At 69.9% G+C, this 23,850-nt stretch carries 30 protein-coding genes; 9 read left to right on the plus strand and 21 right to left on the minus strand.

Annotation, left to right across the window (positions count from 1 at the left end):
* From GWK25_RS10010 to GWK25_RS10060, 11 genes are all read right to left on the minus strand, one after another.
* Positions 1-959, minus strand: a 959-nt coding sequence (locus GWK25_RS10010) for a hypothetical protein (protein WP_215449447.1), incomplete at its 3' end; no start/stop codon positions are given.
* Positions 960-980: 21 nt separating this feature from the next.
* Positions 981-1,508 (minus strand): hypothetical protein, encoded by a 528-nt coding sequence (locus GWK25_RS10015; RefSeq protein WP_215449448.1) that lies wholly within the window; start codon positions 1,506-1,508, stop codon positions 981-983.
* The gene (locus GWK25_RS10020) at positions 1,508-2,200 is read right to left on the minus strand and encodes a glycosyltransferase (RefSeq protein WP_251828797.1); all 693 of its coding nucleotides are present in this window, start codon (positions 2,198-2,200) and stop codon (positions 1,508-1,510) included. Before GWK25_RS10020 ends, GWK25_RS10015 begins: the two co-directional genes overlap by 1 nt.
* 110 nt (positions 2,201-2,310) lie before the next feature.
* The gene (locus GWK25_RS10025; protein ID WP_251828798.1) at positions 2,311-2,937 is read right to left on the minus strand and encodes a hypothetical protein; all 627 of its coding nucleotides are present in this window, start codon (positions 2,935-2,937) and stop codon (positions 2,311-2,313) included.
* 5 nt (positions 2,938-2,942) lie between these two features.
* Complete coding sequence (locus GWK25_RS10030) at positions 2,943-3,488, minus strand: hypothetical protein (protein ID WP_215449449.1); 546 nt, start codon at positions 3,486-3,488, stop codon at positions 2,943-2,945.
* On the minus strand, positions 3,485-4,180 hold the full coding sequence (locus GWK25_RS10035) for a hypothetical protein (RefSeq protein ID WP_215449450.1): 696 nt from the start codon (positions 4,178-4,180) through the stop codon (positions 3,485-3,487). The genes GWK25_RS10030 and GWK25_RS10035 overlap by 4 nt, the downstream gene beginning before the upstream one ends.
* Before the next feature lie 36 nt (positions 4,181-4,216).
* Complete coding sequence (locus GWK25_RS10040; protein WP_251830810.1) at positions 4,217-5,389, minus strand: hypothetical protein; 1,173 nt, start codon at positions 5,387-5,389, stop codon at positions 4,217-4,219.
* A complete protein-coding gene (locus GWK25_RS10045) occupies positions 5,301-5,840 on the minus strand; it encodes a hypothetical protein (RefSeq protein WP_251828799.1) in 540 nt (179 codons plus the stop codon). The genes GWK25_RS10040 and GWK25_RS10045 overlap by 89 nt, the downstream gene beginning before the upstream one ends.
* 23 nt (positions 5,841-5,863) lie before the next feature.
* Positions 5,864-6,646, minus strand: coding sequence for a hypothetical protein (locus tag GWK25_RS10050; protein ID WP_215449452.1), 783 nt, complete (start codon positions 6,644-6,646; stop codon positions 5,864-5,866).
* 42 nt (positions 6,647-6,688) lie between these two features.
* Positions 6,689-6,838, minus strand: coding sequence for a hypothetical protein (locus tag GWK25_RS10055; RefSeq protein ID WP_215449453.1), 150 nt, complete (start codon positions 6,836-6,838; stop codon positions 6,689-6,691).
* A 507-nt stretch (positions 6,839-7,345) separates the two neighbouring features.
* Entirely contained in the window at positions 7,346-7,483 is a 138-nt protein-coding gene (locus GWK25_RS10060; RefSeq protein WP_215449455.1) for a hypothetical protein, read from the minus strand.
* Between the two features lie 191 nt (positions 7,484-7,674).
* Here GWK25_RS10060 and GWK25_RS10065 point away from each other — a divergent pair, with 191 nt between their 5' ends.
* Positions 7,675-8,046, plus strand: coding sequence for a hypothetical protein (locus tag GWK25_RS10065; RefSeq protein ID WP_215449456.1), 372 nt, complete (start codon positions 7,675-7,677; stop codon positions 8,044-8,046).
* 533 nt (positions 8,047-8,579) lie between these two features.
* Here the strand turns inward: GWK25_RS10065 and GWK25_RS10070 are convergent.
* The 10 genes from GWK25_RS10070 to GWK25_RS10115 form a co-directional block, all read right to left on the minus strand.
* The gene (locus GWK25_RS10070) at positions 8,580-9,080 is read right to left on the minus strand and encodes a hypothetical protein (protein ID WP_215449457.1); all 501 of its coding nucleotides are present in this window, start codon (positions 9,078-9,080) and stop codon (positions 8,580-8,582) included.
* Complete coding sequence (locus tag GWK25_RS10075; protein WP_308404476.1) at positions 9,077-9,895, minus strand: ParB/RepB/Spo0J family partition protein; 819 nt, start codon at positions 9,893-9,895, stop codon at positions 9,077-9,079. The genes GWK25_RS10070 and GWK25_RS10075 overlap by 4 nt, the downstream gene beginning before the upstream one ends.
* Before the next feature lie 38 nt (positions 9,896-9,933).
* On the minus strand, positions 9,934-11,448 hold the full coding sequence (locus GWK25_RS10080; protein ID WP_215449460.1) for an ATP-binding protein: 1,515 nt from the start codon (positions 11,446-11,448) through the stop codon (positions 9,934-9,936).
* A gap of 29 nt (positions 11,449-11,477) precedes the next feature.
* On the minus strand, positions 11,478-11,933 hold the full coding sequence (locus GWK25_RS10085; protein ID WP_215449462.1) for a DUF6238 family protein: 456 nt from the start codon (positions 11,931-11,933) through the stop codon (positions 11,478-11,480).
* A 254-nt stretch (positions 11,934-12,187) separates the two neighbouring features.
* Positions 12,188-13,660 carry an SCO6880 family protein gene (locus tag GWK25_RS10090; RefSeq protein WP_215449463.1) on the minus strand — a complete coding sequence of 491 codons (1,473 nt, stop codon included), beginning with the start codon at positions 13,658-13,660 and terminating at the stop codon, positions 12,188-12,190.
* 87 nt (positions 13,661-13,747) lie between these two features.
* Positions 13,748-15,112, minus strand: a complete 1,365-nt coding sequence (locus GWK25_RS10095; protein WP_215449465.1) for a type IV secretion system protein — start codon at positions 15,110-15,112, stop codon at positions 13,748-13,750.
* Positions 15,113-15,152: 40 nt separating this feature from the next.
* Positions 15,153-15,836, minus strand: coding sequence for a hypothetical protein (locus GWK25_RS10100; RefSeq protein WP_215449467.1), 684 nt, complete (start codon positions 15,834-15,836; stop codon positions 15,153-15,155).
* Positions 15,836-16,144 (minus strand): DUF6112 family protein, encoded by a 309-nt coding sequence (locus tag GWK25_RS10105; protein WP_215449468.1) that lies wholly within the window; start codon positions 16,142-16,144, stop codon positions 15,836-15,838. The genes GWK25_RS10100 and GWK25_RS10105 overlap by 1 nt, the downstream gene beginning before the upstream one ends.
* A gap of 255 nt (positions 16,145-16,399) precedes the next feature.
* Complete coding sequence (locus GWK25_RS10110; protein ID WP_215449469.1) at positions 16,400-16,720, minus strand: hypothetical protein; 321 nt, start codon at positions 16,718-16,720, stop codon at positions 16,400-16,402.
* 243 nt (positions 16,721-16,963) lie between these two features.
* Positions 16,964-18,079 carry a C40 family peptidase gene (locus tag GWK25_RS10115; protein ID WP_215449470.1) on the minus strand — a complete coding sequence of 372 codons (1,116 nt, stop codon included), beginning with the start codon at positions 18,077-18,079 and terminating at the stop codon, positions 16,964-16,966.
* Positions 18,080-18,612: 533 nt separating this feature from the next.
* On the opposite strand from GWK25_RS10115, the gene GWK25_RS10120 reads away from it, so the two are divergent.
* From GWK25_RS10120 to GWK25_RS10155, 8 genes are all read left to right on the plus strand, one after another.
* Positions 18,613-19,368 carry a site-specific DNA-methyltransferase gene (locus GWK25_RS10120; RefSeq protein WP_215449471.1) on the plus strand — a complete coding sequence of 252 codons (756 nt, stop codon included), beginning with the start codon at positions 18,613-18,615 and terminating at the stop codon, positions 19,366-19,368.
* A gap of 217 nt (positions 19,369-19,585) precedes the next feature.
* A complete protein-coding gene (locus tag GWK25_RS10125; protein WP_251828800.1) occupies positions 19,586-20,179 on the plus strand; it encodes a DUF4913 domain-containing protein in 594 nt (197 codons plus the stop codon).
* On the plus strand, positions 20,176-20,670 hold the full coding sequence (locus tag GWK25_RS10130; RefSeq protein WP_215449473.1) for a type II toxin-antitoxin system RelE/ParE family toxin: 495 nt from the start codon (positions 20,176-20,178) through the stop codon (positions 20,668-20,670). The genes GWK25_RS10125 and GWK25_RS10130 overlap by 4 nt, the downstream gene beginning before the upstream one ends.
* Complete coding sequence (locus GWK25_RS10135; RefSeq protein WP_215449474.1) at positions 20,667-21,254, plus strand: hypothetical protein; 588 nt, start codon at positions 20,667-20,669, stop codon at positions 21,252-21,254. Before GWK25_RS10130 ends, GWK25_RS10135 begins: the two co-directional genes overlap by 4 nt.
* Positions 21,255-21,307: 53 nt before the next feature.
* Complete coding sequence (locus GWK25_RS10140; RefSeq protein ID WP_374200692.1) at positions 21,308-21,742, plus strand: N-acetyltransferase family protein; 435 nt, start codon at positions 21,308-21,310, stop codon at positions 21,740-21,742.
* Positions 21,743-21,771: 29 nt separating this feature from the next.
* Positions 21,772-22,470, plus strand: coding sequence for a hypothetical protein (locus GWK25_RS10145; protein WP_215449475.1), 699 nt, complete (start codon positions 21,772-21,774; stop codon positions 22,468-22,470).
* Between the two features lie 50 nt (positions 22,471-22,520).
* Positions 22,521-23,243 (plus strand): hypothetical protein, encoded by a 723-nt coding sequence (locus GWK25_RS10150; RefSeq protein WP_215449476.1) that lies wholly within the window; start codon positions 22,521-22,523, stop codon positions 23,241-23,243.
* Between the two features lie 187 nt (positions 23,244-23,430).
* Positions 23,431-23,790 carry an SH3 domain-containing protein gene (locus GWK25_RS10155; RefSeq protein WP_215449477.1) on the plus strand — a complete coding sequence of 120 codons (360 nt, stop codon included), beginning with the start codon at positions 23,431-23,433 and terminating at the stop codon, positions 23,788-23,790.
* Positions 23,791-23,850: the final 60 nt, after the last annotated feature.

Genomic DNA, 23,850 nt, shown 5'->3' on the forward strand with positions numbered 1-23,850 from the left:
GGCTGGGTGGAGGTGGGGTTCTGGCTGTGTGGCCAGGCATCGAGTGCCGCCTGGCTGGAGGCGAGCACCTCGCTCAGCTGGGCCACGATGTCGGTGTCGGCAGAACCGTCCGCGACCATGGCCCCGCACTGTTGCAGCAGGCTGGGCGCGTGGGTGAGGACGGGACGGAAGGTGCGCCAGGCGCGCTCGGCGAAGGCCCGGTTCGCCTCCCTCAGCCGCTGGCCGTCGAGGAGGGTTCCGTCGCTGGAGCGGCCGGATGACCAGATCGCCGTCATATCGTCGTACTCGGCGCGCAGTTCGTCCAGTGCCGTGATCACGGCGTCCAGACGCCGTGCGTGCAGGGCCCGGTGGTAGGCGGGCAGGAACGCATCCGTGATGGCCTCGGCCGCCAGGTCCGGCTGGGAGGGGAGCACGATGCTGGACGGCGCGTAAGGGTTGGCGTAGCTGTTGCCGAACTCCAGGTGGGAGGCGAGCGCCCCGACCAGATAGCCGCGCCGGGGATCCTCGCCCCGTGCCGCGAGCAGCAATTCGACGCCGGTGTCGCTAGTGAGCGTCGCCGCGTACGGCACCCGCTGGTCCTCCACCGTCCGGACGAGTTCACCGCGGTCCCATAGCCAGGGCAGCAGGTCCCCTTGCCAGACGGGATGGGCGTAGATCTCGACCTTCGCGGTCCACTTCCTGGGCAGCAGCTCGGCGATCCGGTCGGCGATGTCGCCGAGGAACGGGCGGCTGCTGACGTCCACGGTGGCGTGGTGGCGGTGGGCGAGGGGCAGCAGTCTTGCGGCGGCAGCGCGGACGTCGGGGCCGGGGGTGCTGTAGCTTCCGTCGTCCCGTTTGGTGAATTCGGCCTGTTCCAGGGCGGTGTGGGCCCACCGGTACTGCTCGCCGTGGGCGATGGCGACCAGGCCGGCGGCGCGGCTGTAGGCGAGCCGGATTTCGGCAGGAGGGTTCGGGGGCATCTCGGGGGTCCTTCGACAGGCTCAGTGGCGGTTCGGCTGCCGTGGCTGCGGGCCAGCAGCAGGCTGGGTCTGTAGCCCGGTCGTTCGTGGCGTGGATGACCCAGCCGGTGTGGATGTCGTGCGCAGGGCAGCGGCGGTGTGGCGCAGGTGAGCGCGGGCCGCGACGTATTTCTCGGCCGTCATGATCCGCAGGACCTCGGGGTCGTTGCGCAGAGGCGAGTGGGCGAGGTCCTCCACGGCCTCGCGCTGGAAGCCGGTCGTGGCGTAGGTCAGGGCCTCGGCGAGTGTGTCCAGAGCTCGCGCGATACCGGCGGTGGCCCTGGCGAGCCGGACCAGGGCGACGCGTTCGGGCGGATAGACCGTCTCCGGCGCGGTGAACCGCTCCTGCGCGCGTTCGATGGCCTGCTGCAGATGGTGGCCCAGCGTGCCGATGTCGTCGGCAAGCGTGACCAGGTCGACAGCGTCCGGGCTGGTGGGGAATTGGGCGGCCAGCTCGTCCAGACGCCGAGCCAGGTAATCGAGCGTGGCCGGGGTGACGGAGGAAGACATCAGACCACCCCGGCCGCATCGCTCGTCTCCCGGCCGGAGAGGGTGGCCCGCAGGCTGCGTCCGTAATTCCACGCATGCCGCCGAGCCCCCGGCTCCAGGACGTCATAGCCGTCCTGGCGGGTCATCTGACCTGGGTGTTTGCGGTAGCGGTAGACCGGGACAGGCAGCAGGATGCCCGGCGCGAGGCAGGTGACGCCGATCGCCGCCATGTAGTCCTCGCCCTGGACGAGCCCGCCCATCGGGGCCGCGCGCACAAGGTCGGTGCGCGCGAGGATCGTGGTCGGCCCGATCGGGATGGTGTCCTCGGGCCTCGTCCAGTAGGTCCACACGTCTCCGGCCTCGTGCCGGCCGGGCGGTGTCGGGCACCGCCACAGAGAGGTCGAACCGTCCGGATGAAGGTCCTCGCTGTATCCCGCGCACCAGCCCAAGCCGGTCGTCTCCAGGGTGCGTAGGCGTACGGCCATGGCGTCGTCGATGAACTCATCGTCGTCGTCAGCCCAGTTGACGTACTCGGTGCGGACGTCGCCCAGGGCGAGGTTGCGGGCGCAGGCGGCGCCGACCGGCCGGGGTAGCGCGAGTATGCGGACGCGCGGGTCGTCGGCGAGGGGCGTCGGCAGGCGTGTGGGGTCTGCGCCATCGAGCCCGATCACCGCCTCCCAGGGCACGCTCTGCCGGGTGAGGCTCTCGTACATGGCCGTCAGGTGGTCGAGCCGATCGGGGCGCAGTTGAGTGGCGATTACGACGGTGATCTTGGCGGTGGGGGAGTGCAGGAGGTTCTCCGCGGCAGAGGGACGAGAAGGGGTCAGCGGCGGGGCGCGGTACGAGGCGTGGCGGTCGGCGCGGGAGCTGCTGCTGGTGTGCTCGGGGCGGTCGCCCGGGGCGGCAGGGTGGCCGGGATCGGGTGGCCAGGGCGCCAGCGGTGGGTGCCGTTGCTGAACCGGGCCCGGGGATCGGTGTCCCAGGCCACGACAGGGCCGCGGTCTTCCGCGTGGAGGGAGATGACTTCGATGCCGTGCGGGTGCAGGACGTACCCCCAGTCCAGGCCCCCGTGGGACTTCTCGGTGACGCTCCACGGCTCAGGGTCGGCTGCACCGATAGTGATGACGTGGACGTTGTCGTGCTTGCTGCTGGGGTGTTCGTCGCCGCCGATGAGTTCGGCGCGCAGGAGGTCGGGGGCGCTGTCGAGGAGGTCAGTGCCCAACTGGGACCAGCCCTCGGGTGCTTCGTCGATCAGGTGCTGGCACAGAGCGTGGAGGTCACCGTCGAAACGGTACTGGTGGGCGCCGAGCAGCAGGGGGAGGTGGTGGCTGGGGTAGCCGTCCCAGTGGACGTAGACGCCGGCATATCCGGTGTCGGTCGGGCGGGCGATGAAGGAACGGGTGGCCAGGGAGTTCTCCAAGGACGTGCGGATGATGGGTGGTTGACGCATGCGCTTCAGGGGCGGCGGCGTACGGGATGGGCGCCACCGGCGTCGGCGACCCGGCGGTGCTGCTCGCTGACAGTCGGCATCGGGGAAGACGCCGAACCGGGCTGAGCCTCAGCGAGCGCGCTGGTGACGGCTTCGAGAGCACGCTGGAGGCTGCGCAACGCGGCGGCGTGGCCGAGGGTGATGCTCAGCTGGCTCTCGACCGGGGTGGCAGTGCCGGGGCGAAGGGTGAACCGGTGGGCGTCGGCGAGCCCGATCACCGTCGTGCTCAGGTGGGTGGCCGCGCGGTTGCTGTGCGCGAGGGCGTTGGCCAGCTGAGCCAGATACGCACGTCCCGCGTCGGTCGTCGCGAGGGAGCTGTCGGCGGACTGCCGCAGATCGGCGACGAGGCCGGAGGAGAGGTTGTACACGGAGACCAGTTGGTCCAGTACGGGCACGAGGGCAGCCTGCGCGCTGCCGGTCTGCGGCGGGACCAGTCCGGCGGCGGTCTCGTTGACGCGACGCTGCCAGGTGGCCAGGCGGGCGTGGACGAAGGTGTCGTGGCTCTGACTCATCGGCGGTTCCCCTTGCGCGGGTTTACCCGTGGAAGGGGTGGGTGGGAGCGCGCGCCCTCGATGGTGTGCACGGTGACGTGGAAGTCGCGGTGCCGCAGGCGCTGCAGGGTCTTGATCAGCTGGCGCCGGGCTTGGTCGGGGGTGATGGTGTCCGGCAGGTGGCATTCGCCCGTGGCAGGGTCGAGCAGAAAACCGCCGTGCGCGAGCAGTTCGATGAAGGCGCCGATGTAGCCGGTGCGGATCCGCGGACGTCGTTGATCGTCGAGGGCGACGTGGACTTGGAGGTGGCCGGGGCTGCTGCGCCGGATCGGCGTGGGGGACGCGAAGCGGTAGTCGGCCAGCAGGCGGCGGTGCATCCTGGCCGCGGCCCGGACGGGGTCGGCGGGCACGGCGATGCCGCGCGGGGCTCTGAGGCCCTGGACGTGCTGGTGACTGGTGTTGGCGGGCAGCATCGGCAGCACCAGGTACTGGTCCGGGCGGTGGGGGCGGGGCATGACGTACAGCTGCAGGCCCCAGTGGTGCGTCAGCACGCTGCGCTGGACATCGTCCGTTTGAAACGCGGCGTAGGGCAGGGGACCGCTGTCCCAGATCCGGTTGCTGGCCGGGTCGTCGGCGATGGATACCGAGGTGGGGTCGGGCTGCCAGCCAGGCAGGCGCTCGGCGAGCGCATGGGTGAACTCGGTTATGTGCAAGGCGGTTCCTCGTGTCGTGCGTCGGGGTGGCGGTGGTCACGAGGAAGTGGTCATACTGTGGGCCTCGGTGCGGCGGCAGGTGTAACCGATCAGCGTCGACTTGCCCGGCGTGGTGGGGACGGCGGCAACGTCGGAGCAGGTGAACCTGTAGGTAAAGGACAGGCTGTTGGTCGTGCCGAGCCAGGCGCGGTCCTTCTTCTCCGGCACGATCTCGAGCCCGGAGTAGGCGACCGCGTCGCGCTGGGTGTGCGTGTGCGCGAAGACGACGAGGGCGTGGCCGTCGGCGGTCTTGAGCGCGTAGCTGTCGGTGAACTCCGGGGTGGAGGCGGAGAACACGGTGGTGCCGCGGCTGCCGAACTTGTGGACGGTCGAGTCGTGGGCCTTGATCTGCCGGGCGGACGCCTTCGAGGAGGCGAACACCCTCTTGCCGGTGGTGTCGCCGCCACTGACGAAATTGTCCGTGACGGCCGCGCGCAGGACGTCGACCGGGGCGGCGACGTTCTTCATTGAGGTGGCGTCGATCGCGGTGGCATAGCCGTCCGCGTCGAGAGCGATCTTCGGAGCCTGCTTCTTGTCGTCGAGGTCGACGGCCGCGACCATCTCCCACCGCTTCGTCCCGGCCTGCTCGGCCATGATCAGCACGCGGGCGTACGTGTCGTTCTTGCCGCTGTAGGTAACAGCGGCAAACCACTTCTGCTGGTCGGCGGTGAAGCGCGGGATGTAGACGTTCGTGGAGGCGAGGTCGTACGACCACGGCTTGTACTTCTCGCGGTCGGCCTTGGGCAGGCCCTCGTCCTCCTTGTAGTCCGCGACCGACATCGCGTACAGCGGGCCATCCTCGATGGTGCCGAGGAGCGTGCGGTTGTTGTCGGCGTTGGCCTCGTTGTTGATCTTGGAGTAGCGGGCGATCTGGGCGAGGGCCTCCTGCTTCGTCAGCGCCGGGACGGCGGTCGGCGTGGGGGAGGCGGTGCGGGTGGCTTTGGCTGCGGCGTCAGGACTGCTCGTGTGGGAGGTGGTGCAGGCGGACGCGGTCAGCGTGACGGTTGCGACCGCGGCAAGGAGGAGGGCGGTGCGGCGGGCGGAGATGTGCGGGAAAATGAGGGTGCTCCGGGGGAGGGGATCAGCGGGAACGGGATGGGGTAGCGGTGGCCGATAGCGCGGAGGGCACGGTGGTCGCGGCCGGTGCCGTCCGAGTGTCGGCTGCGGCACGCAGGTGTTTCGCGGCGCGGGCGAGGTGGATGCGGCTGTCGCCGAGGCGGTCCACGAGCCCTAGGTGCGCGGCGGTGACCGCCTGGTCGCGGGCGGGGCCGGGGGCCTGGCGGGTGAGGTCGGCGAGATGGCCGAGGTGGTGGACGGCGGCGCCGAGGGCGGCGAGCGCGAGCCCGGTGGGTTCGGCGGCGCTCGCGAGCGCGAGGGTCGTGCGGCGCACCGTGGCCGTGGTCCGGGCCGGGTAGCGGGCGGCGGCCCGGTGGCGGAAGGCGCTCTCCCCGGCCAGAAATCCCAGCAGGCGGGCCAGGTGGCGGACTTCGTCGTCCAGGATCTCGCTCAGTCCTGGATCCGGGCGGATCTGGTCGGGGAGCGGAAGGTGATCGGCGACGGTGTTGAGCCGGTCGGCCACGTCGTGCAGCAGCATCCGCTGGTCGGGATCGGACAGTGGCAACTCCTTGATACGGGAACCGGGTTCTAGCGCCGGGTGGCGGACGTCGAGGCTGCGGAGATCGTCGTCAGCGCCTTGCTCGAGGCAGTTGCCGGAGGGGAAGGGAGGGGAGCGGCGCGGCGGAAGTTGACACCGATGCCCTGGAGCGTGAGCCGCAGAGCGACGAGTTGGACCAGCAAGGCGCGCTCCTTGGAGCTGTAGGAGGCCGGCAGCACGAAGGCGAACTCGTGCGGGCTGTACTGGAAGTTGCAGCCGAACAGCGTCATGCGTGCCTCCTCGGGCACCGAGTCGTACGGGGCGCCCACCACGCCGTCCGGATACCAGACCAGCGTGAGTGTCTGGGCGACCTCGGGCGCGGGCTGGCGGTGCGGCGGCTCGGGCTGGACGAGGGCGTTGTGACGGACAGCGTCCAGAGCCGCCCGGTAGCGGGGCAGCACGCGTCGGATGACTGCGGCGGCGGCTCGGACCGGATCATTGGGAACAGCGATGCCGTCCGGCTCACGCACTGGGGAGATCTGGTGGGTTTTGAAGCCCTCGGGCTCCAGCGGGGCCACCACGAACTGGTGGCGGTACAACGGCCGGTCGGTGACGTAGAGCTGCTGTCCGTGAGGGCCGTGGAGGACGGCGTCATGGCCGAGGACGTACTGGCTGACGATGTAGTCGACGTGGCCGGCGTCCCAGAGCCCTTCGACGGTGGGGAACTGGTTCTCGTAGGCGGTGTGGCGGTGATACTCGCTCGTCCAGGCGTCAGGCAGGCGTTCGGCGAGGGCGGAGGCGAAGGCGGACAGATCGGTGCGAGACGGGGGCATTGGCTCCTGAGGTGCTGCGGCGGGTGGTTGTTCCGTCGGCGCTCAGCGCCGTGGGCCTCCGGAGCCGGGTTGCGGTCCGGGCGGGGCCGGGGGCGTGCCGGGAGCAGCGCGGGTCTGCTTCATGGGCGCGTCGAGGTCCGGCGGCGGGTCGTAGTGCGCGCGGAGGATCTTCAGATCCGCTTCGGTCGCCATGGCCAGTGCTGAAGCGATGCTGCTGGCGGCGCCGCGGAGCAGCCAGGGCGGTGACTCGGGTTCGGCTCCGCGGTTTTGGCCCTTCCACTTGGCCGTGGCGGCCAGGTGCTCGATGACCTCGTTGAGGAACGGCGCGACTACGGCCAGCAGGGCGTTGAGTGCTGTGCTGAACTCGGCCGGAGTCTCGGCCGCCTCCAGAGCCTCGCGGTAGGGACTCAGATCTGGGGCGGGGAAGGGCTCGGGCGGCAGAGTGTGCCGAGTGCGGAAGGCTTCGGCATCGCGATCGGCCCAGCGGTACAGGTCGTCCCTTGTGGCGGAGCGGGTGTGGTAGGCGTGGATCTGGTCGGCGGTGCGGCCGACGTTGTCGTACTGCTCGAAGTCGGGGTGCTGCAGGGGTACTCCAGGTCAGGTGGGTCAGAGGTGCCGTCGGGCCCGGCGCGGTGGTGGGTGCGGGCTGATGGGCGTGGCGGATGTTGGGGTGGGGTTGGCCCGTGCGGGGATCCGTGGTCAGCGAGCGCGCCGCAGTGCCGTCGCTGGTGGTGTGCCGGGAAGTGAGGGCTGCGGCGACGGCCGCTGCCAGCGGGGGACCGGATCGTCCCAGGTGAACTCGTACTCGTCGTAGGAGTCGATGACTCCGTGCTCCATCTGAGCTTCCCGGTCAGCGACTTGGGCCATCATGACGTCGTGCTCGTCTTGGCATTGCATGTACGCGGCCCAGTCCTCTTCGGACCAGCCGGAACGATCGGTGGGGCGGTGCAATTGCGACTCCTCAACGCAGTTGGTGGCGAGGCGAAACGGACGCATCGGGGTGTCTGTAGGGCCGTCAGTTCGTTGCCGTGATCTTCGAGTTCGCACGGTCGCTCAACGGGCCGATCTGGACGGCCTCCTGCGACGACACCGACTGCTTCCCGCCCCGCAGCGGATGGAAGGGCACGCCAGCTCTGGCGCTGTGGGAGGGCGAGGGCCTGCATGCGTTCGTCGGCGACGTGCAGGTCTTCGCCCTCCAGGATCTGGTCGAGGAGGCGGGCGGCTTCGACGTTGGAGCGGGCGGCGTGCAGCCGGTCGGTGAGATCACGTACAGCCTGTGTCGCGGAGTCCAGGGCGGCAGGGGTGCCGGGCTGGGTCGGCGGGTGGTTACCGCGTGTGTGGGCGACGGGGCGAAGACGAGGGTGGGGAAGGCGCCGGACCGGCCGGGCGGCGGGCGGTAGGTGCGCTGTCGTCGTCGGGCTCGCGGTCGGGGAGCGCCTGGCCCCAGGGTGTGAACAGCATGTCGACGAGCTGTGTCGTTCCCCAGCGCTTGAAAATCCCTTCGGTTTCCAGCCGTTTGCCGCCGGGTGCGGTGAGCGTTGTGTACATGAACAGCACCCACTCGCCGTCGGGGGGCTCGGGTCGCGGAGGTGGGCTGCCGTAGGGGCCGTACTCCTCTCGGGCGGCGATGAGCTGTTCGAAGGCCGCGATGTCGACTGCGGTGAGGGTGCGGTGATCGATGAAGGAGAAGGTCATGGTTGGGGTGTGCCGGGCGTGTCAGTGATGACCGCCGGCGGAAGTGGGCGTACGGGAGCGCGCGCGTTCAAGTGGTAGATGCCGGCAGCGACGGCGGCGGCGAGGGTTTCGGCGCGGCAGGCGGGTGGAGCGCAGCCGCCCTCCACGCCCTCCAAAGTGCCCAAGCCCCAGCCTCGCACCGACCTGTCCTCCTTCACGCCGAGCTTGCGGAACGTCGGATGAGTGAAGGACTGCCAGGCTATGTCTCGTCGAACGCGAGGTCGTCGAGGGTGCCCTGCTGGTAGTGGAAGACGGCCTCTTCCAGCGGGCCGAGCCGTTCGCAGGAGGGGTGCCCCCGGAAGGCATCCGTGCGGTCGAGGACGTACCGCTGTCTCTCTGCCTCAGCCGTGATGATCTGGACGGTGTTCCGGGAGGACAGACGGCCCCACTGGGTCATGTCGGTGGGGGTGGCGTCCTTCATCCACACCCAGATGCCGTTGCCGAGCCTGAGGATACTCTCCGGGTGGTACAGCCCGCCGGTTTTGCGGTGGCGGCGCGGGCTGCGGCGTTCTCCGAAGTCACGGGCCATTCCCGCAGCGGCCTTCGGGATGGTCGCCTCGAACAGTTCCTTGTGCCGGCGGAGCCGTTCGCAGATCGCTTCCTGGAAGTCGGCCGTGTGGATGCGTCCGATATCGGTGGTGACCTGTTCGGCGGCTTCCAGGGCGATCTTCCGCAGAGCCGGGTCGGATACGTGGATCACGGAAGGTCACGCTCCTTCCAGACCGCCGCCATCTCGGCCAGCGCTGTTGCCGCGTGCTCGATCACCTTGCGGGTCACGGCGCGTCCGGGCGGCGCGAGTTCGGGGTCGTACAGGGCGAAGGTACGGCTGCCCCGGACCTGGGCGAGCGAGGGCAGAACCTCGCACAGCAGCTGAGTGGCGACCCTGCGCTGGCGCAGGTCCTCTTCCACGCGGGCCTTGCGCTCCGCCCAGGCACCCTGCAGCGTCAGCTCCTGCGTGGTAACGCGGTCGGCGAGCTTGGGGTCCTCCTCGCGCAGCCGGGCGAGCTGTGCCTCTGCCGAGTCGGCTTGCGCCTTGTTCTGCCGGGCGACGGCGTACGCCTCGTCGAGGCCCATGTCGCCGCTGATCACTGGGTCCACGAGGTCGGGTGCGTGCTGCAGGACGGTGCTCGCGCGCCCCATCACGGCCAGGGCGACGCCGAGCTGTTCCGAAACGGAACGCGCTGTCTGTTCCGAGCCGGAACGGCCGCCTTGTTCCGAAACGGAACGGGCCTTGACCGTGATCATCGCGGACTGCCCCTTGGTCAGGCTGCGGCGCCGGAGATTGACCGACAGGACGTAGACGTCGGGGGTGTCGCCCTCGAAGGTGACGAAGACCGGTTCCATGCCGGCGCGTTCGCATGCGGTGAGCCGGCCGCGTCCGTCGAGGACGCGTCCTTGGCGGTCGAGGACGATGGGCTGCAGGAGCCCGTTCTCCTGGATGTCGTGGGCGAGGGCAGCCAGTTCGTCCTCATCGAGCAGCGGGATGAGCGAGGCGGTCGGGTGTGATTCGATGATGTCTCCGTGGCTTCAATTTGTGCGCATTTATGCGGGATCTAGTGCATGCGGGCGTCGGTGTCGAACAGCGCCAGTTCGTGCGGGTGGAGTTGATGTTGGACGATGAAAGATCGTCCGGCGACGCGCCACAGGCCGCGTCCGCGGTTGAGGTGGGCGATGGCGCCGGTCTCGACCGAGGTGAGCCCCAGCAGGGCTGCGGCGGCGTGGAGTTGGTCGGTTTCCTGGCGGTAGATGATGCGGGTGGAGCAGTCAGCCAGGAGGCCCTCGGCGAGGGCGCGGCCTTGTGATCCGGCGTCGCCGGCGGTGAGCAGGTCGGACAGCCGGTGGATGACCATGAGGTTGGCGATGCCCAGGCCGCGGGAGAGTTTCCACTGGGACTGCATGCGCTGGAGGAGTCCGGGATGCCGCATCAGGCGCCAGGCTTCGTCGTAGACGATCCAGCGCCGACCCCCGTGCGGGTCGGTGAGGGCGGATTCCATCCAGGCGGAGGCGCAGGTCATAGCGAGGACGAGGGCGGTGTCGTCGCCGGAACCACCGAGCCTGGACAGGTCGATGGTGAGCATCGGCGAGGTGGGATCGAACCGCACGGTGGAGGGGGCGTCGAACATGCCGGCCAGGTCGCCGTGGACCAATCTCCGCATGGCGTGGGCGAGGTCGCGGGCGGCCTCGCCGAGCCGTCCGGACATGACACCTGCGGCGGCATCGAGCTGGTCGGGATGGTTGAGGGTGGCCGCGATGTCGCCCAACAGCGGGGTGCGGTGGACGGTGGCGGCCTGGGCGACGACCGCGTCGAGGGCGACGTCGAGCGCGGTGTGTTCCATCGGCAGCAGGTCGCGGCCGAGAACGGTGCGCGCGAGGGAGCCGAGCAGGAGCAGACGGCGCTTGCGGATCTCCCCCGCCCAGTCGGCCTCCGGCACATTGTCCGGACGTGGGGCGGCGTCCAGCGGGTTGAGTTTGCCGGGCAGGCCGGGGCCGAGAGCGATAGAGGTGCCGCCGAGTGCGGAGGCGACCGGGGTCCATTCGCCCTTGGGGTCGCAGGGCACGTAGACGCGGTAGCCGTGGGCGATAGAGCGCAGGGCGAAGGACTTGGCCAGCGCGCTCTTGCCCTGGCCGATTACACCGGCGAGCAGGATGTTGGGGTTGGTGAACCCTTCGAGGCGCCCGTACAGGGAGAAGGGATCGAAGGTGAAGGACGCTTCTGCGTGGACATCGCGGCCGATGTAGATGCCCTCGGCCCCGAGACCGCCTTCGGCGAGGAAGGGATACGCCCCGGATGCGGTGGCGGTGGTCATGCGGTGCTGCGGCAGCTTCAGCCGTCCTCCGCGAGCGGAGCCGGGGCCGCGACGGCCGCGGGGCGGAAACAGCGGAGGCGGCATCTCCGGCTCGACAGGCTCGCTGCCGTCCGGGTGGGCGGTGGCTTCGGCGCGGGCCTTGGCGGCGGCTTCGGCGAGCTGACGGCGAGCGGTCTTGCGGCTGGCCCGGTCGGTGCCGTGGGGGGTGAACAGGGGGGAGGCCGAGGCGCGGCGGGCGCGTCGGGCGGGCCGGTGGGTCATGGCGGGGCGGGCTCGATTCGGCGCGGGTTCTAGACGGTGCAGTTGGTGGTGTGGCCGTGCAGTGGCGTGGCGAGGCCGGTGGGGGTGGTCTTGCGGCGGATCGCGTGGGAGGCGGACAGGTGCCGCTGGCAGATGGTGAGCACCAGCGGGCCGTCGGGGAGCCGCTCGGGTCGGCACTCCTCGGCGCTGGTGCCTTCGGTGTCGGCGGGCACGGTGTGGAAGGCGTCGTGGACGGCGGCGGTGGCCTGCCACAACCGCAGGTGCGCGGCGGCCAGATGACGTCCGGCGGCCGGATGCGGGGGCCGGGTGGTGTCGGTGAGCTGGTCGAGCAGATGGTGGGCTGCGGTGAGGTGGGCGTGCAACGTGTCCAGGTGCAGGCGGTCGGCCGGCGCTCCGGAGGTGGCGTGGCTACGGGTGTGGTGGCGAAGGCCGGCGGTGGCGGCGCGGAGGTAGGGATGCGCGTCGGTGGCGGGGGGTGCGTTCAAGGGAGTCCTTGGTGCCGCAGAACGGCGAGGTCAGCGAGGGCGGGGACGGGACAGGAGAGCGAAGTGGTGGTCGGCAGCGGCATATACCGGTGAGCGCGGAGCGGCTGGTGGAGGACCGGGCGGAGAATGCCTGTTTGGGTGGAAGATCGACGTACTCACCGGGAGCGCGAAGTCCGGGCGGCTCTGCCGGGGCAGGAAGACGACGTGCGGGCCATGGCGTCTGGCGCGGCGGGAGCGTCATCTCGGCACCACTGTCACAGCGCCGTGTGGGCGAGCGGCAGGGCGGCGAGGGTGAAGGCGTCGGGCTGCTGGAAGAAGAGCCTTCGCAGGTCGACCTGGGCGGTGACCGCGGCGGTTTCGATCTGCGCGCACGCGGCGTCGAGTGCGGCGTCCGTTTCGGCGCTGACGGTGAGTAGCCCGGTAAGGGCGACGTCGGCATGGCCGGCGATCAGTTGCCGCTCACGGACCTTGACGTCCGCGTACTCGACCGAGTCGGCCTCGGAATCCACCTGTCCGCGGCGGGCACGCTCGTTGGCGTCGGCGATGATCGCAGCCTTCTTGCGCTGGACGTCGCGCAGCGCGGACTCAAGCCCCTGCGGCACGTATATAAGGGACAGGCTGCGGCGGACCCCGGCGGTGAACATCAGCCCGTGCAAGAAACCGGGGGTGGTCTCGGTGCGGGGCCAGTTCTCGATCCAGTAGGTGGCATGGCGGGCGGTGTCGGTGCCGAGGCGGTCGTACTCCTCGACCTGGACCACCGGCCCGGCCGCAGCGGGGTCGGCCTCGGCCCGCCCGTTCGGCGACCACTGCTGGAGGGCGGACAGGGCATGCGGGTCGTAGGCGGTGCGGATGACCGCGGCGACCTCCCGCGCGCTCAGCCAGCCCGTCACCGTCAGCCCCGCGCTGCGCGCCGCGAGGGCGATGGCCGAAGTGGTCTGCTCCAGCACTGTGAACGCTCCGGGGAGCCCGCCGCCGGCCTGGCTGACGAGGCGCTTGGCGGCCTTGAGGTCCAGGCTGATGGCCAGGTACGCCTCGTGCGGGGCGGCGGCCGGTCCGGCGGAGGCGACGAGTTCGGAGTACACCTGCCCGGCGACGGGGGTGTCGGCGCGGCCGTGCTGGGCCCAGTGGCGGGCGAGGGTGTCGCCGGAGTCGGGGACGGTGCGTTCCAGGACCTGCACGGTGGCGACGTGTCCGGTGCGGGCGATGCCGGCCAACGCCCGGCCCCAGCCCACGACGTTCGCGTTCTGAGTGGCGGGATCGAGCAGGGCGTACGCGCGGCTGCTGACTCGGGCGATGGCCGTGAGTCGTTGGTGGTGCGGGTCGTGGACGGCTGCTGCGCCGTTGGCGGAGTCGCCGGGGGTGACGACCTTCAGCGAGGCGGCGGTGCCGGGCAGGTGCAGAACGCCGTCCTGGCGAGGCCGGGAGACCGGCCGGGCCAGCCACAGGGTCTGCCCGGTGCGGCGGCGGTGGGCGTAGCGGGCGACGATCGGCGCCCAGTCGATCAGGGAGCGGCCGTTGCGGCGGACGGCGACCAGGGCGGCGGCGACGGCCCAGAGGGGGGTCAGGGCGATGGCGCCGAGCAGCCCGGTGGTCACCACCGTGATGAGCAGCAACGCCAACGTGGCGGAGACGAGAAGGAGTTGGGGAAGGGAGAGGCCGAGGAGAATGCCGCGCCTGGAGCGGTGCGGGAATTTGACCGTGATCGGGGAGACGGAGAGTTCAGACAAGGAGCCGGTTCCGGGAAGCGCGGGGCGGGGCCGGGACGGCACACGCGCAGGGGAGTGCGGGTGTGCCGTCCCGGCGTGGGGGCAGGGTCAGAGGCCGGTGGGCGGAGGCGGCGGAGTGCCGGTTCCGGCCGGACTGGCGGAGTTCGGGGCCGACGGGACGCCCTGCGGCGGCGGGGTGGAAGCGCCGGCCGGAGACGCGGACGCGGACATGAATCCGCTGGCGGAGGACGATCCGCCGCCGGAGGCCGGTCCGGGGCTGCCGCCGAGGTGGCCGCTGGTGTCGTCGCGCGGGCTGGTCGGCGGGGGTTGCACGGCCTTCTCCAGACCGCTCTTGATCCCTTCGCCTTCGGACGACGCGGCGTTTGAACCGCCGCCTTCCTTGCGGGTGTCCGGCGTGGGGTTGGTGGCGATGTCGCCGGGGAAGCCGCCCGGCACGGCGTCCGGGCCCTGGGCAGCGGCGCCCGCTCCGGCCGCGGCACCGCCGGTTCCGGCGGTGGCGACCGCGGCGGCGGCCTTGCGTCCGGCGCGTTCGGCGTGCTGGCGGGCGATCTGCGCGCCGGCTCCGCCGGAGCGGTGCAGCGTCTCGGCGTCCGAGCCTTCGGAGGCGGCCCAGTGCACGAACTTGAACGTCGCGTACGGGCACAACAGCACCAGCGCCAGGATGACGATGCCGGCCATGACGTCGGCGAGGGCGGCGACGCCGTCCTTGGCCTCCGTCTTGCCCATCGCGGCGATCCCGAGGACGAAGATCACGGTCATCAGGAGCTTGGAGACGACCAGGGTGGCGGTGGCTTCGATCCAGCCCTTGCGCCAGCGGCGAGCGACCTCCCAGCCGCCGCCGGCTCCGGCGAAGACGGCGAGGGTGACCATGACGAGGATGCCGACCTTGCGGACCATCATCACGCACCAGTAGAGGAAGGCGCCGACGGCGGCGCCGACGCCGACGAAGACGGTGACCAGCCAGCCCAGGCCGGAGAGGGAGGCGATTTGTCCCACCTTGACGATGCGCCGCACCGCCGTGGAGATGTCGAGGTTGGCGGCTTTGAACAGCCCGTCGGACAGGGCGTCGACCACTTCGATGGCAACGGTGGTGAAGGCGATCGCGGTGAAGGCGAACAGCACGCCCATGGCGGTGCCGGTGAATGCCTGGGTGAGGGCCTGGCCGTCGCGGCGAATCGCCGCTCGCACGAGTTGGGCGCAAAAGGTGGCGACGAGGACGACCAGCCCGATCGGCAGGATCATCTCGTAGTTGTCGCGGAACCAGGTCGCGTTCAGGTCGACCTTGGTGGTGGTGTTGACCGCCTCGGCGGCCAAGTCGGCCGCCGCAGCGGCGAGTTCGCCCGCAGATTTGGCCATCCAGTTGCCGATCGCTGCACCGGGGTCGGAGGCGAAGTCGACCGCGTCGCCGACCGCGCACAGTTTGTCCGCGAGGGGGAGGTCACAGAAGCCCAAAGGGAGTCACCCCTCCTTTCGTGAGTGGGCTCGGGGCGTGTCAGGGCACGACGCGGGGAGCGATGGAGACCAGGGAGCAGTCGGTGTTCGGGCGGCACTGCACGGCGAGGGTGATCGAGCGGTCCTCGGAACCGGCCCCGCCCTTCTTCCAGGCGATCTGCTGCTTGCCGGTGACGGTGACGGCGTAGATGTACGCCTCGGTGATCGCCGAAGGATCGTCCGCCAGGGCCTGCTTGAACGCCGACGGGTAGTGGGCCTCGTCCACGGCGGCGGTGGCGTACTGGTCCTGGTCGGCCATCCGCGACCACAGCACCGGATCCGGTACCTGGGCAGCGAGGGAGGACCAGTCGGCGTACTTCGTCTCCGCCGTCAGCCACGCCTTCATCCCGGCGAGCTGCTGATCACGGCTGGTGGTGCGGGTGTCGTACGACCACAGCATTGCCGCGGCGGCCTTGGCGAAGTTGACCGGGTCGGCCACCGGCGGCGGCTTCGCCACCGAACCGGCCCCGGCCGACGCCGTCGGGTCGGCGGATGCGGAGGCGGTGCTGCTCGTGCTGGGCGGAGTGGCGGTCTGGCTGTCGCTGGTTCCGGTGCGGCTGGTGAACACAGCGACGGTGGCGGCGAGGGCGAGGAGGATGGCGAGGCCGATCGCGCTGACCGTGATGCGCTGCTGGGTCGACCATCCGATGCCGTAGCCGGACAGGGAGGGGAATCGTTTCGGCATTAGTGGACTTGCGACCCGAGTGCGGAGAAGAACGCGACCACGCCGTTCGCGGCGCCGAGGCCGAGGGCGGCGCCGGCTGAAACGACCGCGCCCTTCTTGCCGTTGGCCTCGGCCTGGTGGCCGCCGGTGTGGTGGCCCCAGGCCCACACGCCGAGGGAGACGGCGAGCGCGCCGACCACGGCGACGATCGCGAACAGGTTGATCGAGTTGACCACATTCTTCAGCACGGCGAGGCCGGGCAGGCCACCGCCCGAGGGTGTGATGCCGGGGTCGTAGGCCAGGTACTGCACGGTGTCGAACAGGTGCAAAGGGAGGCTCCTTGCGCGCGTCGAAGCCGACGCGCGGGAATCAATGAAGAGGAGAGGAGGAGGTGCGAGGCGGCGGCTTCGGAGAGGCGGGCGGCAGCCGTGCGGGGTCTGGCCGAGCCGGTCGGCGCATGCGAGGCGTCGTGGCGTGCGAGGGCACAGCAGCGCTCGTGCCGAGGCTGGGGAGAGGCCGCAACGCGGGCCGGAGATGCTTCGACGGCGCTACGGCTCAGCCTCTGATCCGGCTGCCTGGGCGTGCTACTTCGGGATCGGCGGTGTGGGCGCGCCGTTGCTGCCGTACGGGTTCGCGCACTGGTAGATCACGTAGCCGCGGATCTTCTTGCCGTCGGACTTCCGGGTCACCATGCCCCGGGTGTACCAGGTCTTCTCGGCGCGCTTGTACGCGAACTGGTTGTAGGCGATCTTGTCGTGCCGGTAGGCGACGCCCAACGCAGTGGCATTCTTCGCCGGGGACTTGCGTACCTTGACCGCGCTGCACGAGATCGTCGTATGGCCGGTGTCGTACGCCTGCGCGGTGGAGGCGGTGGCCAGGCCGCCGGCTGCGACGGCCAGGCCCATCGAGGCAGCCGCAAGAGCGTGCCGGAAGCGGTGGTGAGGTATCACTCAGATGCTCCGTGATGTCGAGAGAGAGGAGGGAGAGAGGCGGGTAGGTCGTCCTGCCGATGGGCCGCATGCAGGGGAGTAGGGAAGCGACCCAGAGGGATTTGGAGGGCGGCGATCCGGATCACGTGCCGTGCGTGGCCGTTCCCGCGCTGAACTGGTGATGCAGGCGGCATACGGGGTCTGCGCCCCGACCGGGGGTCAGATGACGCGGCGGGCGGCGAGGATGTCCCAGTCCGCCAGAGGCGTGATTCGAACCGGCTTTCCAGTTCTGGGTGCCTCGATCGCGAGTCCCGAGCCGATGTACATGCCGACGTGTTCGGGGCGGGCGGCGCTGCCGCGGGAGAAGATCAGGTCACCGGGCTTCAGCGCCTTGGGAGAGACGGCCTTGCCCTCGTTGATCTGGGTGTACGTGGTGCGGGTGAGCTGGATGCCGGCATGCGCGTACGCCTGCTGGGTCAGCGAGCTGCAGTCGCAGCGGCCCATCGGGTCCGGGCCGTGCGGCGCGGTGCAGCTGCCGCCCCACTGGTACATCGTGCCGAGCTGCGCCATCGCCCAGGCGATCGCCTTGCGTGCCTTCGGATCGGCGTCCTTGGGGATCGAGTAGCCCTTCGGCACCGACCCTTCGGGGATGGTGCCGTACCCGGAGCCGCCCTCGGCCGCCGTGCAGGACGCGGCGCTGGAGGTGGAGTCCGTCTCCGTGGCGTCCTGGTCGGAGTCGGGGAAGGTGGCGGCGATCGCCTTCTGTAGAGCGGTCGCCAGCGCCTCCCACTGCGCGTAGGCATCGGGGTAGCCGGAGCGCTGGACCTTCTGCGCGGCCTGGGTGACGGTCAGCTGCTGCCAGCCGTCCACGGCGAGCAGATGCTTGTAGAACTGCTCGGAGGCGTAGACGGGATCGCGGATCTGATCGGCGGTGCCCCAGCCCTGGCTCGGGCGCTGCTGGAACAGGCCGAGCGAGTCGCGGTCGCCGGAGCTGAGGTTGCGCAGCCGTGATTCCTGCATCGCGGTGGCGAGCGCGATGACCTGGCCCTTCATCGGCACGTGGAGGCTGATCCCGGTGGCCACGATGGTCTGAGCATTGGGGATCTGCTCCTCGGGAAGGCTCAGACCCTCGACGTGGACGTCCTTGGCGGACCCGCCGTCGAGGATTTTGGTGACCTGCTTGACGACGGCGTCGGTGTCGACGTCGCCCACGCAGCTGAATGACGAGTAGGTGCTCTGGGCGGCCTCGCTTGAGGAGGCCATGAGCATGGCCGTGCCGGCGAGGAGGAGAGGGGAGAGGACGAAGACGCCGATGCCGGCGGCTATGCCCTTCAACCTGAGACGCCTCCCGAGCGGCAGTCACGGTCCGGGGGCCGGTGTTCGGGCAGGGGAGGGTAGAGAGCTGTCACAAGGGGGTCCTTCGAAGGCGCGGTCCCGGCCGGGCGGCGGCAGAGGCGGAAAGGGCGCTGCGGCACGGGAGTTGGGTGAGTCGTGGATGTACCTCGTGAGCGCTGGTTTCAGCTCACGAGGCGCGGGGCGTCATGTCACGTGTGTCGGGGCACGGGGAAATCTCCATGAGGGCAGAGGCAGGGACTGCGCCATCGGCGGTGTTCGCCGGGCAGTTCCAAAACAGTAAGGGCGGATCCCCGGTTGCCGAAATCGCGGGCGATCAAGCCCTGATTTCCTGGGCTGGGAGACGGCGATGCGTCTCAACCGGGGATCGTGTCTTACAGTTTTGGCTCCTCCCCTCGCCACCCCGCTTTCGTAGGTCAGCGGTGCCGTCATGCCCGCATTCGGCCTGCGGGGTTACGTGCGTGCGTCGGAGGTCTTCACCCTCATCTCACCCGACCCGAAATTGGGGTATCTCTTTGCCTTTTTCCCTGCATCAGGGCGACGCGCTGAGCGTCCTCGCCGAAATGCCGGATGGCTGTGTCGACTCCGTCATCACCGACCCGCCGTACAACTCTGGTGGCCGGACTGCGAAGGAACGCACGAGCCGCAGCGCCAAGCAGAAGTACACCTCCGCCGACGCTGGCCACAACCTGCCGGACTTCACCGGCGAGAACATGGATCAGCGCTCGTACGGGTTCTGGCTGACGCAGATCATGACCGAAGCCCACCGGCTCACCAAGTCCGGTGGCACGGCGCTTCTGTTCACCGACTGGCGTCAGCTCCCCACCACGACGGACGCGATCCAGGCGGCCGGATGGCTGTGGCGTGGTGTGCTGGCTTGGCACAAGCCGCAGGCCAGGCCCCAGAAGGGCCGCTTCACCCAGAACTGCGAGTTCATCGTCTGGGCCTCCAAGGGTGCCATCGACGCCTCCCGCAACCCGGTCTATCTGCCTGGCATCTACAGCGCCTCGCAGCCGTCGGGCAAGAACCGGCAGCACATCACCCAGAAGCCGGTCGAGGTGATGCGCGAGCTCGTCAAGATCTGCCCCGAGCAGGGCACGGTGCTCGACTTCTGCGCCGGTTCCGGCTCGACCGGCGTCGCCGCCCTTCTGGAAGGCCGTGACTTCATCGGCGTCGAGAAGACCGAGCACTACGCGACGATCGCCGCCGACCGACTGACCGAGACCCTGCAACAGACCCTGAACCAGGACGACTTCGTCCTGTCCTCCTGATCCACAGGGGCTGTCTGACCTGGCCGGAATCTGAATTACCGGATTCCTGCCGGTCACGCACAAGGCGTTGTAGCAGCGGATCCCCGGTTAGCGAAACCGGGGATCGTCCGGATGGTTGGAGCCGCCATCCCAGCCCATTGGAAGCGGCTTCAAGGAGAACCCTTTCGTGCCTGAACCCATAAACCCCAACGACGACGGGGAAAAGGAACCGGTCCGCTTGCCAGAGACGGATCTGGAAAGCATCGAGGCCAGCGTGCGCAAGCTGCTCAAGCAGTCGGCCCAGCAGGCCCAGCAGCTTGACAGCCTGTCCACGGAGCCCGGACCAAGCGCGTTCGACGGCTTCGGCCTCCCGGGATTCGCCGGCCTGCCGTTGCCGTCCGCCCCACCGGAGCCGCGCCCGATCCTGGAACTGGACGGCGAGGAGTACGAGGACGAACTCGACAGCCTCAGCGACTGGGTGGACGACTTCCTCATGCCCATCTACGGCGCGGAGGTCACCACAGCCACGCCCTGGTGCCAGCAGTGGCAGGAACACGACTGTGTCGTCGCCTGGCTGCATGCCCTGTGGCTGGCCTACCAGCAGCACAAGGACCCCGAAGCCGGGCCCAGCGGCTTGTTCGTGTGGCACCGTGACTTCCTCACCCATGCCATGACCACCGTTCGCGCCCCCGGCGGGCCGCTGTCCGCGTGCATGACCGACCCGGACCGGCCCGCCCACCGCCTTCTGCCCGGACCCAAACCCTCCACCCGGGCGGCTAGTTCCCCGACCGACGAGCCACCCACGGTCGGCGAGCCGGGACAGGCCGCATGAGCGGTCCCGAACCCCGGCCAGCCTTCGGCCTGTCCTTCGACCCGAGGGCTCTGACCGACCTGCTCCAGGCCCCGGGCGACATCCGTGACCTGGCCCTCGACCAGCTCCAGAAGGTCGTCAACGCCCAGTTGTTCGGCGGCAAGCTGACCGAGGAACTGGCCGGATGCCGCAAGCTCTACGTCGATCACCGCAACGCCTGGCGCATCGTCTACGCCCAGCGTCCGGCCCCGCCCGGCGCGGCGCACCGTACCGAGGTCCACGTCGTCGCCGTACGCCCGCGCGCTCGGCACGACGTGTACGAAACGGCAAGGGCCCGCCTCGGTCTCGCCCGGCGCCCGACCGGCGCGCGCACTCACGCCGCCCGCGCCCGCTCCCCGCAACTGGACACACAACGGCCGCCGATCCCCAAGCCCGGCCCGCCGCCCTCCGCGGTGCCCGGCCTTCCCTCGCCCGCACCCACGCCCACTCCCCTGAAAGGCCCTGTCCGTTGACCCGTCTGTCCTTCATCCTCGACCGTGTCGCCGAGGCGCTGGCTGTCGAGCCCGCGTCCGCCAACCAGCATCACTTGGCCATCTTGGAGATCGCCCGGGACTGCTACGACCTCGACGAGGCACTCGACGCCCTCGTCGGCGACCACGCAGATGGCGTCCTCGCCATCGAACGACCCGACACCTTCGCCCACCGGCTCGCCGAACGCCTGCGGCTCGAAGTGGAGTTGACCCGGCTGGTGTCCCAGCCCTGCTGCTGCGCGCCGGTCTCCGAGGCCACCGAAGCCCAGGAGGACTTCGCGCTGCACTGCGGGAGCGAGCCCGAAACGATCCTGCATGCCTGCCGTGACGCCTTCGCCGCCGCCGGCGATCCGCCCGCCCTGACGGCAGCGGACCTCATCGGCTTGCTCAGCGACCTCTCTGGAGGCTCCGACGGGCGCGGCCCATACGCCGCACTGACCGAGGCCCGCCTGGCCAAGCTCTTGGCCCTGAATAACGTGTACGCCTGCGCCATGGACGAAGACCGGGAGGTCAAGGGGTACCGGCGTGGTGCCGTGCTGTTCGCCCAGCAGGGCTTCGCCTCCTGATCCACCAGCCATCTCTCGCCACGATCCACCCGGCGACCCAGGCGGACTGGCCGCTGGCCGATTCCCTCCACCATGACTGCTCCGAGGCGAACCTACTCCTGCGCTGGGGCCGGACCCATATCACCCATCGCGACTTCACCCGGCTGCTGGACCACTGCGATGTCTGGATCGGCCTCGACGTCGAGGGCCGTCCGCTCGCGATGGTCTCGGCCGGGCTCGTCAGCCACGAGGCGGGTGTCGTCGACCTCGGACTGCAGGTCGCCGACGCCCACCAGCGCCGCGGCATCGGCACCCTGCTGGCCCGGAACGCTGCCGACCACGCCCGCCGCCGTGGCGCCCACACCCTGACTGCGTACCTCCACGCCGCCAATACGCCGATGCTGCGCCTCCTCGCCCGGCTCGGCCCAGCCGCACTCACCTGCGACGGCTCTCACCTCGATGTCCGCATCCCCCTCGGCGACACCCCTGCCAGCCATGCGTTGTCGTGATCGCCCCCACCGAGAAACCAGTCCTATTCATGCCTGCCACTCCTGCCCCTGCGCCGACGAAGAAGGCGCTCACGGCGCTCGATCACCGCATCGAGGCGGCCGTCGGCCACAGCATCGACCAGCTGTGGCAGCACCGCGACCGCGGCCTCCTCGACGAGCCGCGCGCTCGCCTGGTTGACGCGCACCGCGCTCTGGTCCAGGCCGAGCACGGCGTGACTTTCTACCGGGTTCAGCTCCAGCGGCTGGCCTCCGGCGAGTTCGCGGTCGACCAGGCCCTGTTCTCGCGTATCAACCGCACCGTCGCCACGCTGGAGGAGGCCGCCGCCACCCGCGACGAGCGCGAGCAGCAGGTCGTGGCGGGGCTCGAGCCCATCGAGGCTGCTGTCCATACGGGGGGAACGGGTCCGGCGGCGGAGCTGCCGGCGCCGGATCACGCGGCCCTGCTGGCCGTCGCCCAGGGCGCCAAGCTGCGCGAGCACCTGCTCACCCAGCGCCTGTCGGTCGTGACCGCATCCGGCACCCGCCTCGCCTACAGCCAGTTCCAGCGACTCGAAGCAGCCGGCCTCGTCGTGCACGACGACTCCCATCCGCTCCACGCCGGGCAGCCCGTCACCCTCACCGACGCCGGCCGCACGCTCCTCGCCGCACCTCGACGGCCAGCCACGCCGACTGCACCGCCCGCGCAGCGGCCCGGAGCCTGGCCAGCCTCTTCCGTCCCCCGCCGCTGAACCCGGCGCCCGGACAGCCAATTCATCCGCTGATCGTTCCGAAAGCATCTATGCCCCAAGACCCACCGGACTTCCATCTCGATGGCTATAGGGCCGTCAACGCCTCTGTCGACGAACAGTTCTGGCAGTACATCGGCATCGACGAGGACCAGCTCACCGTCCTGGCCGAGCACCACACCAGCGACGGCCGTCACAGCTACTTCGTCCTGCACAACGGGGCCGTCACCTGGGGCATCCCAGGTTACCCCCAACTCGTCGCCGTCCACCTCCAGCGCGACACCGCCACAAAGACCTTCCGCTTCGACCACGCCACGCTGCCCTTGCCTGCGATGTCCCAGTCCTGGCTGATAGCCCGCGGCTGCTCCGAGGACAAGATCCTTCTGCCCGAGGGCCTGGGCGGGACACCCGCCGACGACGCCACTCGTGCCCTGGAGGAGCGGTTGCGCGGCGACGGCGATCACTTCGCACTCCTGACCAGCTACACCAAGGACTACGCGCCCCTGCAGACCACGGTGCTGCTGAGGGCGCTGGACGAACGAGTCTCCCTGCCCTTCCGGGTGCTGCTGGAAGAAGTCGACACCGACACCTGGACACGAACCCTGCGTGAAGGCGGCTTTGCCACCTTCGAGGCCGCCACGACGTGGTGGGAAGCGCACTGGAGTGGCGAAGACGTCCCGCTGCCCACGACCGCGCCTCCTGCCCGCCAGAGCCCCCCGCCTGTGGCTGTGGCACGTGCCGTGCCACCTGCATCACCGCGTCGGCCCGGCCGCTGAGGGTTGTGGCAACGCCCGGTGATTTCCAGGCGATTCACGCCGCCCCCGTCCGGCGGCGGCGAAACATAGCACCCCATCCCCGGTTATCGAAACCGGGAATTCTCCGGACTCTTGAATCCGGCCCGTACAGGCAACTGTCCGGCCTGCATTCCCTGTTCCTTCTTCCTGACATGGAGCTCAATTTCCCATGCGCTCAACCCGAATTGCGATATCCGCCGCACTGCTCGGTGCGCTCGCCCTGCCCCTCGTGTCGGCTTCTGCGGCCACCGCAGCGCCGACCTCCGCCGCCACTGCGGTGCCCGCTTCATCCTGCACGAGCAACCCGTACCTCCCGTGGGCGGTCCACGGCACCAATGCCGTGACCATCCGCAAGAAGGCGACGACCAAGTCCACCGCCGTCGGCATCCTCTACAAGTCGCACAAGTTCAAGGTGCACAAGACCACCAAGGGTGCGAAGTGGGTGTACATCACTGACAAGACCACCGGTGTCAAGGGCTGGGTTTCCGGGACCTACGTCTATCGCGACGTCCGCATGTGCCTGGACTAACCAGCCTGCCCTCTCCTGATCGGCCCTGAACCGCACTCGTCTGTAAGGCGGTTGGGCCGT

This window comes from Streptomyces sp. ATCC 21386 (assembly GCF_018728545.1).
Taxonomy (GTDB): Bacteria; Actinomycetota; Actinomycetes; order Streptomycetales; family Streptomycetaceae; genus Streptomyces.

Coding starts and splice junctions, on each gene's coding strand:
- GWK25_RS10015 (WP_215449448.1), bottom strand. CDS start 1,508: ATGTCTTCCTCCGTCACCCCGGCCACGCTCGATTACCTGGCTCGGCGT.
- GWK25_RS10020 (WP_251828797.1), bottom strand. CDS start 2,200: ATGTACGAGAGCCTCACCCGGCAGAGCGTGCCCTGGGAGGCGGTGATC.
- GWK25_RS10025 (WP_251828798.1), bottom strand. CDS start 2,937: ATGCGTCAACCACCCATCATCCGCACGTCCTTGGAGAACTCCCTGGCC.
- GWK25_RS10030 (WP_215449449.1), bottom strand. CDS start 3,488: ATGAGTCAGAGCCACGACACCTTCGTCCACGCCCGCCTGGCCACCTGG.
- GWK25_RS10050 (WP_215449452.1), bottom strand. CDS start 6,646: ATGCCCCCGTCTCGCACCGATCTGTCCGCCTTCGCCTCCGCCCTCGCC.
- GWK25_RS10055 (WP_215449453.1), bottom strand. CDS start 6,838: ATGGCGACCGAAGCGGATCTGAAGATCCTCCGCGCGCACTACGACCCG.
- GWK25_RS10060 (WP_215449455.1), bottom strand. CDS start 7,483: ATGGAGCACGGAGTCATCGACTCCTACGACGAGTACGAGTTCACCTGG.
- GWK25_RS10080 (WP_215449460.1), bottom strand. CDS start 11,448: ATGACCCACCGGCCCGCCCGACGCGCCCGCCGCGCCTCGGCCTCCCCC.
- GWK25_RS10100 (WP_215449467.1), bottom strand. CDS start 15,836: ATGCCGAAACGATTCCCCTCCCTGTCCGGCTACGGCATCGGATGGTCG.
- GWK25_RS10110 (WP_215449469.1), bottom strand. CDS start 16,720: ATGGGCCTGGCCGTCGCAGCCGGCGGCCTGGCCACCGCCTCCACCGCG.
- GWK25_RS10130 (WP_215449473.1), top strand. CDS start 20,176: ATGAGCGGTCCCGAACCCCGGCCAGCCTTCGGCCTGTCCTTCGACCCG.
- GWK25_RS10145 (WP_215449475.1), top strand. CDS start 21,772: ATGCCTGCCACTCCTGCCCCTGCGCCGACGAAGAAGGCGCTCACGGCG.
- GWK25_RS10150 (WP_215449476.1), top strand. CDS start 22,521: ATGCCCCAAGACCCACCGGACTTCCATCTCGATGGCTATAGGGCCGTC.
- GWK25_RS10155 (WP_215449477.1), top strand. CDS start 23,431: ATGCGCTCAACCCGAATTGCGATATCCGCCGCACTGCTCGGTGCGCTC.